The sequence below is a fragment of the Photorhabdus caribbeanensis genome (assembly GCF_018448885.1).
GTDB classification, from domain to species: Bacteria; Pseudomonadota; Gammaproteobacteria; order Enterobacterales; family Enterobacteriaceae; genus Photorhabdus; species Photorhabdus caribbeanensis.
On the sequence record NZ_RCWB01000032.1, the window covers coordinates 18,509 to 30,314 of the forward strand.

The following is an 11,806-nucleotide window of genomic DNA, read 5'->3' on the forward strand; positions in this document are numbered from 1 at the left end:
TCACTCCATTTATCAATCCACTAAAAATTAAATTCTAAAAGACTTTCATCTTTAGGAATATCCAAATTCACTTTTGCATGTTTAAAGTATTCAGAAATAGCAACATCCGGATTATTTAAAACATCATCTACCAAGTTAATATATCTCTCTATGAAAAACTTAATCTTTTCACTTGTAAATAACGCACTCTTATATTCAAAGCTAAATTCATATCCACCGCCGATCTCTTTCACAAAGAATGCCAGGTCAAATCTGGAACTCTCTTGTTCTATTTCATATCGGCTTAACTTCAAATTAGGCATCTCAAAATCAGCCATGCCAATATTCATATATGAAAATACGGTATCGAATATCGGCATTCTATTTTTCTTAGGTTTTATATTTATTGCTTTAACTATTTCTTCAAATTGAATATTAGAATTATCAAATGATGAGACAACAACATCAGAAACCGAGTTAACTAAATCCCTAAAAGTTGTCGCTTCATCAAAATCAAATGGAATGGGAAGAAGGTTGACAAACATACCGATTACATCTTGCAACTCACTTTGTGGCCTACCCAATATTGGTGTTCCAATACAGAATTTCATCTGACTTGTTAAATCAGCTAATAGCAAATAGTAGGTAGATATGAAGATCATGAAATTAGTCGCACCATCTCTACTGAACACATTAACGAGTCGTTCTGTCGTTTCATTTGCTAAATAAAAGTAGAGTCTCTCCCCACAATCATCGGTTATCTGTTCCCGATCAAAATCGTAAGGGAGTTTAAGTTCTGGTACGTTTTTCAGCTTTCCTAACCAGAAGTCTTTTTGCGCCAATACCTTACAACTATTTGCAATTTCATTTTGCCAAATAGTGTAATCTTTGTACTGTATATTGAGCGGCGCTAATTTTACGCCTTGATATATATCCAGGAAATCTCTCACAAAAATATCCTGAGATAGACCATCAGATATAATGTGGTGAATATCCAAGAAAAATAGATATTCATGTTGTTTTAACTCAATAAGAATCGGCCTAATTAGCGCATCTTGATGTAGGTTGAATGGTTTTATTAACCGTTTTACCTGTTCTTTAATTTGCAGCGGACTTAATCCTTCTGTGTTGAATTTAATATGTTTAAGTTCAACAATTGGCTCTTGGTGACATTTTTGCCGCGGCTCGCCATTAATTAATACTATCGAGGTTCTAAGCGATTCATGTCGTTGTATTAACTGCTGTAGAGTTTCCCTGAATTTTGCTATATCCAAATAGCCGACAATATTAAAAACTGCGGTTTCATTATAAGCAACAGATGCTTTATCAAACATTTGTTGTAGATAAATACGTCTCTGGCCGGGAGATAATGGATAAGAATCCTGTTCAGCAACAGGCTGAATTGCCTGATATCCTGACGTTTCAGATTGAACTCCAGCAAATTCGGCGATCTCTTTAACCGTTGGATGTTTGAAGAAATATGTCAGCGGCACATCAATACTACAGCTCTTGTGTATCTGCGACAGTAAAGTAATCGCTTTGAGGGAATTTCCGCCTAAATCAAAGAAATCATCCTCTATGCCTAGCGGCTTGATACGTAAAAACGCTTCCCAGATTCCAATCAGCTTAGTTTCAATTTCGTTACGAGCGGTAACAAAATCACATTCAAGATCTGGCCTGCCTGAATACTCTGTACTTCTATTATTACTCTCTTGCTCTTCAAGTTGACTTGGTTTAGACCATTGCGCAATGCGTGCATTAATATCAGCGGTCGAGATAATCAAAGCGTCTTTTTCTTGGTAATTGAGTACATCTGCCAGTAGTAAAATACCTTCTTGTTTCGTTACCAATAAATGCGACAAACTAGTGCCAATTTTCTCATTAATGTCACTTTTTACCGCGACTTCCCATCCATCCCAATTGATCAATGTCCAATTATTCTGGTTATATTGGTTGTGCTGAATGACAAATGCATCTAAATAAGCGCTAGCGGCGGCATAAGCATAGAACCCAAGCCCCCCTAAAATTGGAGCAAGTGATGAAATAACAACACAGAAATCATAATCAACTTCTGCTAATGCTTGCTCTAAGACTTCAATTCCTTTTTGCTTAGCTTCAAGGTGTGCCTGAATATAAGCCTTATCAGTTTCAATAATAGACCTTAGTGACGCCTCTCCTGTAATTCCCGCCAGGTAGAATACGCCATCTATCTTGCCATGATATTTAATAACGTTTTGAACAAGTTCAGACATGGCATCTAACTCTTTCGCATCAGCTTGGATCAACTGCAACGAAGAAGCCTGTTTATCTATTTGTTGCCAAGAATTATCCAAATAAGCACTAGAGCGCGACGTAATAATTAAATTAGCTTGATATTCTTTAGCGAGGTAATTTGAAAACGTTTTACCAATAAAGCCCGCGCCACCAATCAATAAATAAGTCCCTTCCTTTTTCAGACTGACGTGATTTCGATCGGCTAAAGACACGTAAGGAACGAAATCCTCACACCACCTTCTGTTATTGCGATACGCAACAGTCTCGTTTCCACCATATGCAATTTCAGCAAGTAGCTTTGTCGTCCCGCAATCTGTTGCCATATCGCCAACATCTATCGCACGACAAGATAAATCTGGAAACTCTTGCCGGATCACGGTGCTGATTGCCATAACCGCCGCTGATGATGGATCAATGCTCTTTTCATTGCATACCACGACGGCATATTTCACCAGCAAAGTGATATTTTTAAGAGTACTGTCGGCTGTTTGCGCACGATATGACTTTAAGAGATGAAGAATCTGTGACAGCAATTCATCGACAGCCAGCGCTGAGTCAATGCAATCAATAACAATGTTCGATACAGAAACATGACTCTGTTCGAGCAACTTAAAGAATTGATTAAAGTCTTCTTGGTTATCGAGTCTAATTTGGTTTTCGCCATCCAGATCAAACACCTTCTCGTTGCCCACATGAATCTTTATTAATTTCTTGTAGTAACGTTGTAAGCTACTCTCCATACAGCATGTTGGCGCCGATGGCTGTCCGAGTCGTAGCAAGAGCGTTGTTTCATCACTTGATGGCGCATTTGATGTGCTCAACGGCTGTTGTTTCCAGCCATGTTGATAAAACCAGTCAGACATCCGCCCTTTCCTTTCAACTTTTTTCTCTGCTTCTATTGCGCTTGATGCGTTAGAGAAAATATTCAGGAAATTTGCTTCCTTGGGCCAAAAAACACTTCTATCGAAGGCATATCCGGGCAATGGGATACGCCTGCAATTATCGGTAAATCGCACCTTACGCCAGTCAATCTGAACGCCTTGTTGCCACAGTTTACCCAACGCCCCCCAATATGAATAAGGAAGATCTGGCGCTTTGATCTCTTCTGGCAGTAACTGGATAAGCACATTAGAACTCTCCTCCTTAGAATCATCTTGAGAGAGATATCGCCGTGTGAGATTGATCAGATCACGGCCAACACCCACTTCAATAAAAATAGAGGCTTTGTGTTTTTCAATCAGGTGCTCAAATCCTTTAACGAAACAAACTGTACGTTCAGCTTGTTCTGCCCAATATTCCGCTGACATTGCCTGCGAGGCGGTTAACGGCAATCCTGTCACGGAAGAAATGAGCGGGATCTTTGGCGCACTGAGATTAAATTGAGCTATCACAGCCTGGAGTGCGCCATTAATTTGTTTCATCGCCGGCGAGTGCGCCGCATGCTTAGATTTGATTGGCGCGGTCAGGATACGCTTTTTCTTGAGGATCGCTGCGAATTCTTCGATATTTGCTGCCGATCCCGATACAACACACGAATCTTTATTATCGATTGCCACAGCTATCCCTGCCGGGCATATGGCGTTAACCTCTGCAACGGGCAGCGGGATACTCAGCATAGCCCCCACCGGCAAATCTTGCATCAGTTTGCCACGAGCAATCACAAAGCTAATGGCATCTTCCAAGGAAAACACTTCTGCAATCGTCGCAGCGACCAATTCACCAAAGCTGTAACCGAGCAAGCTTGAGGGTTGAACGCCAAGTTCCATCAGGCAATGCGCGAGCGCATATTCAACAATAAAAATAGCAGGTTGAGCATACTTCGTTTGCTGTAATTCATTTGAAACACCATCGGTAAACCACTTTTCTTTCAGAGATTCACCTAGATGGTGAGACGCTATCGCAAGACAATGGTCAACAATATCCCGGAATTCCGTATGAGTGTCATACAAGGCACGCGCCATATTGGTATATTGCGCTCCCTGACCGGGCATCAAAAATATTATCTTATGCTCTGTCCCAGAAACTTTTGTCGGTTGGGAACTTGGTTTTCGAAGGGCTTTAATTAAGTCGCCGCATGAGGAAGCAACAATTGATTTTCTATATTTATGATGTACTCGGCCCTCCTGCAATACGTATGCAACGTCAGATAACCTGATGTCCTGCTTAGTCTGGAGCAAGTCAGCTAAATTATGTTGATTATTAGTGAGCGATTCAGGCGTTTCGCCCGAGAGCAAGAACACATTCGGTAATATCTCGGCCTCTGTTTTCAGAACGGTTGGTTCATCCGCTTCCGCTAAAATGATGTGGGCATTCGTTCCCCCAATGCCAAATGAACTGACGCCGGCAATGCGTTTCTTGTTTCCTGAAACTGCCCACTCCATTGGCCTATCAACGACTTTGAATGGCGTCTCTTCAATATGTAGCTTGTCGTTAGGCTCGTTATAGTGGAGGGTTGGCGCGAGTTTCTTATTTTTTAAAGACATCACCGTCTTTATTACACCGGCAACACCAGCCGCTTCATCCAGATGCCCGATATTACTTTTCACCGCACCAAGCATGCATACATGATTGGCGTTTCCGAACACTTTAGACAGCGCTGATACCTCAATCGGATCACCTATCTCTGTAGCAGTGCCATGACACTCGATATAGCTAATATCTTCCGGTTCAACGCCAGCCAACATTTGAGCACTGGCTATCACTTCCGCCTGTCCTTGAACACTCGGAGCGGTAAAGCCAACCTTGCGCTGACCATCATTGTTTATCGCGGAGCCTTTAATCACCGCATGAACATGGTCATTATCTTCAATGGCTCTATCCAAAGGCTTAAGCAATAAAATGCCGACCCCACTACCGCCCACAGTACCATTGGAGTTGATGTCGAAAGGCCGACAGTGACCATCAGCAGAACGCACCATGCCTTGCTGATAAAGGTAGCCAGACTCTTGAGGTAAGGTTAAAGAAACCCCGCCAGCCAACGCTAAATCACAATCCCCGCTTAAAATTGACTGACACGCGGTATGAATAGCAACCAGCGACGTTGAACAAGCAGTGTGAATAGCCATTACGGGTCCATTCAACCCTAGCCGATATCCGGTTCTTGTGATGATGGACTCAGGTAAATTCCAATTCACTACATCGAATGTTTCAGAGGGAGTAAGTTTGCTCTTTAATAAACTTGATATCCAAGGAATATTTGAAGCCGCCCCGGCAAATAAACCTATTCTTTCATCGCTATTTTGGCCGATATAAGCAGCGTCCTCCAATGCATTCCAACAGCATTCGTGTAACAATCGACACTGCGGGTCCATTTTATCAACTTCGTCTTTTAAATATCCGAAAAGATGATTATCAAAGGATTTATAATCTTCAAGCGTCGCTTTAGCTGCGACAAAGTTGGGATTATTGATATCTTCTGCTTTATAACCATTAGCAAGTAATTCATCTTGCGTAAATGTTTTAATGCTTTCTTTTCCTGATATTAAGTTCTGCCAAAACTCGTCTGGATTTTTAGCATCTGGAAATCGGCACGCCATACCCACTATGGCAATATCAAATGAATCTGTCATAAGTTAATAACCCAAATTTAAATTGAAAGCAGAGATAATTCAGAGATCAGTTGTTCAAGTTCGGTATTTGATAATGAAATGGTAGGAAAATCACTTGGTATATAAAAATCCTTGGCATCATCATGGTTTAAATCAATAAGTTCCTTAAGCTTGCTCGCCATGACATTAATGATATTTTCAATTTTAGGAATATCTATCAACTGCTCAAGATAGCTCACGCTCACTTTACACCCTTGTTCCCAATAAACATTGAAATCAAAAGCATCCGTATAGATATTATCTACACTGGAAATAGCATGGGGGTAAATTGACTTGATGTTCACGACACCCTGGTGAGCCGATCCTGAAAAATCACCTAAATAATTGAACTTCGGCACGTTGTGAATACTACTTAAGTGTTTTTCTGTCGAGCAGTAACGCATGGATTGATAGGCCATGCCATTATCATTAACCCGACGCATTGCTATTTTGGTCTTTTTTATATGGGAAGATATATTATCTTCACAGTGGCATAGTAGTGGATAGATTGATGTGAACCAACCTATATTATGGCTTAAATCCACCTCACTCTGCTGTGAGCTTCTTCCGATACCTTCAAGCTCAACGGTAAAATTATTTTTATTGAAAGTCTTAAATAATGAGTAGGTAAATAACGAGAAAAACAACTCATTAGGTTTGATTTTCAACATTCCACATAATTTGGTAAAACTTTCAAAGCTAACAGCCTCTATTTTACTGGTTAACAAACCAAGCGTTAATTTACGATTATATAAGTCTTGATAAGTGAATAAAGAAGAACCACTTATTTGCTGTTGCCAAAAACCGATCTCATCCTCACTGACTGCTTTTGCATAGTGTTCAGTAAAATCAATCCATCTAGCGTAATTGTTATTTTGTCGGCGTAATTTAAGCGGCTGATGATTTAAGTGCTGCTCAACAAGTGTATTTATGTCTGTGATCAAAATACGCCAGGATACACCATCAATAATCAAATGATGGGCAATAAGCAATAATTCGGTCTCGTTACCATCATCAAGGATAATTGCCTGAAATAACTCAGATTCAGGCCAGCTTGATTCTTCCAGGAGCGTTCTCGCAACACATTCTCGTTGTTCAAACCCGGTCACATTCACTCTACGTGTTTTAACATGCGACGTCTCCTCTCGTACCTGCAAAGCGAAGTGCTTATCTTTTACATAGCTATTCAGGATCGGATGAGATGAAACAAGGGCAGCCAAGATCCTATCCAGCTCTGTTTGATCCAAACATGATGGCAGAGATAAGGATAACATCTGATGGTATATCTCTTTCTTTCCTAACAACAGGCCACTAAACCATTTCATAATTGGCGTAGGTGAGAAAGTAGATATTTCGATGACTTCTTCTTGCTCTATAAGCGCCGCTCGACTGTCAATATGGCGACATAACAGTTTTGGCGTTGGTAACTGGAGCACCTCTTTCGCTGTTACGCTAATGCCTTTTTTCTGTAGCAATGTGACTAATTGAATCGCTTTTATCGAGTCACCGCCAGATTGATAAAAGTCACTGTGTATAGATAACTCTGTGCTACCCAGTACCCGTTTAAACTCTTCGAGCACCGATATTTCTAAAGTGCTCATTTTTTCATTGTCATTGGCGCCGGTTTTATCATCTTCAAGCTCCAGCAATCTGGCACTATCAACTTTACCGTTAAAGGTTAAAGGAATTTCACGAATACATTTAATGAATTGTGGCACCATATAGTGAAGTAAATGACTCGATAAATACTGTTTTAATTCCTCGCCACAAACAGGCGATTCCTCCGGCAAAACAACAAAAGCTTTTAATATTGCAGCGTCAGGATTAGCTTCGTCGACCAATATAACTACGTCCTGAACATCCTGGCGCTCTAATAGCTTTGTTTCGATCTCTTCGATCTCAATTCGATGTCCCCTGATCTTGACCTGTTTGTCGATACGGCCTAAATAAGTGACTTGCCCAGACTCATTGCGATAGGCGAGATCGCCTGATAAATAGGCTCTTTGTTTTGGATAGAATCTGTCAGTGATGAATCTCTCCTCAGTCAACTCCGAGCGATTCCAATAACCGGCAGACACGCCATTGCCAGCAATGACCATTTCACCTTTCATGTACGGAATACAGTGGCGCCCATAGCCATCCACAATATATATCTGCGTATTGTCGATAGGTTCACCAATCGGCACGGAAACGTCTCTATCTTTGGCGGGATCAAACTGGTGAATCATACAACCAACCACGGTTTCTGTTGGTCCATATTCATTGAAAATATCGGCTTTACCACCAAATTGAAGGTATGTGTGATTTGCGACGCTAACTTTTAAGTTTTCTCCACCAACGATAAAGCGCTTAATCGCACAGCGAGGGCCGATAATTTCATGTTGGATAGCGCGTAAATGTGATGGCGTACATTTTACGACTGTCGCCACACCATCGTGAATAATATCACTCAGGATAAAGTTTGATGTTTCTGTGTATACCTTAATAGCCGAGCCGGAAATCAGCGCCGGGAACAGTGAAGTCACCGTTAAGTCAAAAGTCAGCGGTGTATAATATGCCGCGACATCAGATTTTTCGGGGTAATAAACTTGTGCGGCCCACCGGCAATAATTCACAAGCTCTGATTGACGAATAATTGTCCCTTTCGGCAGGCCGGTGGAACCAGAAGTATATATTAAATATGCCTCACTAGTCGGTTCACACCTTACTTGTAATTGCGACGAATCATCTTGTAGTAAAGTTGCAGATAAAGCCGCACTATCACAATAAGCCACGCCTGCCGGCAGTAACGATGCCCAATCATGATTTGTGATAACTAATGCACATTCACTATCGGTCAAAATATATTTTATTCTTTCCTTAGGCAAATCTTTTTCAAGCGGAATATATGTCGCACCGACGGCCATAATAGCCAGTAAAGTTGCTATCTGCTCTGCACTTTTAGGCAGTAAAATAGCAACTCTAGATCCTCCAGAGACTCCGTGACTTAAGAGATTGGCACTGATTGTGCTAACTAAGATCCGAAGCTCCTGGAAAGTCAATGATCTATTTTCTTCAATGATTGCCAGCCGATCTTTATTGCTCTCCACACTCTGTTCAAATAACGATATAACCGTTTCGGCGGTTGGCGCGGCATTGTTGGGCCCGGTTTCAATCAGTTGCAAATTATTCTTTCTTAATGGCGCAACCACCAGCAATTGACAATGCGGATCGATACTGACTTGATCTAGAATCTCAATTAATAAATTGATTACTGAGTCAATCTGCTGCTGCGTATATTCTTCTACCTTGTAGTCACAATATATTTTTGTCGTCCCCTCATTCAATAACTCTTTAAAAAGGAATTGAATAGAATACTGCTGTTCTCCAGGGAATATATCTTCAACAATCAGTGGACATTTACCCAGAATCAGATCATATCTCGTGTTGGCATAGTTGTAGCTAACATCAAACAAATCATTAACTGATGCCCCGCTTCTCGTTTCTTTAACCAACTCGGTGTAATCATATTTTTGGTGTCTGTATATCCGATTAGTATTCTCTAAAGCTGATTTAATTAAACTAGAAAAATCGGTGTATTCATCCACTGCTATTTGTGTTGGAACAGTAGATACCGTCATTGAATTCCGCACAAGATTTATCTTTTTCCTACCATGAAGCGGTATACCAAAAGAGACTTGTTTACTCCCTGAAAGTCGGGATAGCAAAAGAGCAATAACAGCATAGTAAAATACGTTTTCTGTGCATGCTAATTTTGCGCAAACATGTTTTATTCTGTTTGATATCTGGTGAGGAATATCATAAATCTTCCGTGTGGCTTTGGTTGAAAGATCTCTATTGCCCAAAATAAAGTTACTGTTCTCTCCCTTGTGAGCAAGGAAATTACGCCAAAATAATTTATCCTTATCATATTGACGACTCGATAAATATTTTTCCTCTAACGCCAAAAAATAGCTTTGATCATCATTAAATTCACAATGCACAATATCATTTAATTGATGATTATAACACTCACAAATCCTGGCTATAATATTTTGCATTGTCACGCCATCACAAACTAAGTGATGTATTTTGATTAAAAAACCACATTTTGAATCAGATACTTTATACAAACAAAAATAATATAAGCATGTCCCTAAATCCATTTTCTGAGACATACACGCTTCGCGCCATTGTTCAAATTCTCTTTGTGGATTTTCTCTGTTACCAAAATCAATAAAATCGATATTATTTTCCACTCGGCTATTTAAAACAAGTTTAGGTGGAATCTCATCATTTAAAGTGAAATTTAGAATTTGGGTTTCTTTAATAACTCTCTGTATCGCATTAGTTAACCTTGTGAAATCCAACACCGTTTCAACACTACAGGTACCACCAATATTAAACATGCTGGTCCCTTGGTGTTTCAACTCAGTTACCCAAACGCCTTTTTGAATCCCTGTCATTTCATATGATTTGCTACTAATAGACATAATTAAATCCGTATAAATTTAAATTCTGAACATTTTAAAAAAATCAAACCTCTATCAAACTCAATGCGCTGAGCGACGACGATATAAAACCTGAGAGAACAAAGAGAGACAAAGGAGCAAAAGAAGCACAAGAGAACAATACAAAACCCAAAAGCTATTAGGCATCCAAATCATAAATGTCGCCCAAGACAATCCAAGCAACAAATTTGGGAAGGTCAACACGACCAAGAGAGCAATAATGAATAAAGCAGATAAAATTGTCGCTTTCACAACGCCAAAGTTTGCAAGCCAACTTATATTTTTTCCTTTTAAGTTTAAATATATTAAAAAGAGGCAAGCCAAAATCACAAATACACTGACAACGAGAAAAGTGCTATCAAAAGTATCAAATAACTCAAGATCTTTAACGGTATTTAACCCTGTAAAGTCGCCCCCTTGAGCAAGCTGTTGCATGATTTGCTTGCCAAGTTCAAAAGTAATGTTGCTGTTAACATTTGCCATCACAGCAACCGCAGTGCCAGAATCCAGATCAACGGCAACGTAACTAGAGAACGTTGGGTTCATTCCTGTATGAAATACCCGATTCCCCTGTTTATACCATCCTAAGGTATATATCGCTTTTTCACTTTCGTTGGTATCAACACCAAACTTCCCTGAAAATACAAGTTTTTTGGCACTAAAGAGAGTTAAATCCGTATTGCTTGCTAAAAATCTCAACCAGTTAAGCATGTCGGAAGCATTAGTTTGTATATATCCCGCCGGTACATTGGCTAAGACAAACGGTGCATCGTATGGCCTGGCTTGCAAGAAACTGATTTGATGGCCTATTGCTTTTTTCGCCGCGTCTGGAAGAGTGGAAGTCGCATTCATCTGTAGCGGCGCCAAAATATAGGTTTGCAGTAGCTGTTGATAAGACTGCCCCGAAACTTTCTCCATCATTCTGGCTGCAATATCATAATTGAGTGTGGCATATGCATATTGCCGCCCCGGCATGGTTTGGAGATTAATTAACTTAATATCATCGATAACTTGCGAAAGCCCTTTTTGAGGCCGGGAGTAGAGCATATCAATGGTTTTAAAAGGCAGGCCCGATGTATGGTTGAGTAATTGTAAAAATGTCACATCAACGTTTTCACCGTCGTAATTCGTTTTTATCGATGGCAATATTGATGAAACTTTGGTTTGGGGCAAGATTTTGCCTTCTTCTATCATTTTGGCCGCAATTAAACCTGTAAAAGATTTACTGACTGATGCCAGCTCGAAAATAGTCTCTTTATCTAAATTTTGAGTACTATTTTTATTTTCATTTGTTAGCAATATTACGTTTGATTTTTTATTCTTGTCGACCGTCACTATAACTAAGCTCGGTATCTTGCCAAACTCCATATATTGCAAAATTTGACTTTTCAAATTCTCATCTGCCGAACTAATACAGGAAAATAGAAGAAGGAAAACCATAATAAAACACTTCATAACCGCCCCGTTCACATTTAA

Annotated in this window: 3 protein-coding genes; all 3 read right to left on the reverse strand. The window is 40.0% G+C overall.

Annotated elements, in window-relative coordinates; all coding sequences use genetic code 11:
- Positions 1-20: 20 nt before the first annotated feature.
- The 3 genes from EAE90_RS18190 to EAE90_RS18200 are packed head-to-tail and all read right to left on the reverse strand — an operon-like array spanning position 21 to position 11,800.
- Positions 21-5,822, reverse strand: a complete 5,802-nt coding sequence (locus EAE90_RS18190) for a type I polyketide synthase (protein ID WP_214054668.1) — start codon at positions 5,820-5,822, stop codon at positions 21-23.
- 17 nt (positions 5,823-5,839) lie between these two features.
- On the reverse strand, positions 5,840-10,312 hold the full coding sequence (locus EAE90_RS18195; RefSeq protein WP_214054669.1) for a non-ribosomal peptide synthetase: 4,473 nt from the start codon (positions 10,310-10,312) through the stop codon (positions 5,840-5,842).
- A 60-nt stretch (positions 10,313-10,372) separates the two neighbouring features.
- Positions 10,373-11,800 (reverse strand): serine hydrolase domain-containing protein, encoded by a 1,428-nt coding sequence (locus tag EAE90_RS18200; protein WP_214054670.1) that lies wholly within the window; start codon positions 11,798-11,800, stop codon positions 10,373-10,375.
- Between the last annotated feature and the right edge of the window lie 6 nt (positions 11,801-11,806).

What these genes read in the sequence shown, in the direction of transcription:
- EAE90_RS18190 (WP_214054668.1), bottom strand. Translation starts at nt 5,822, where the DNA reads ATGACAGATTCATTTGATATTGCCATAGTGGGTATGGCGTGCCGATTT.
- EAE90_RS18195 (WP_214054669.1), bottom strand. Translation starts at nt 10,312, where the DNA reads ATGTCTATTAGTAGCAAATCATATGAAATGACAGGGATTCAAAAAGGC.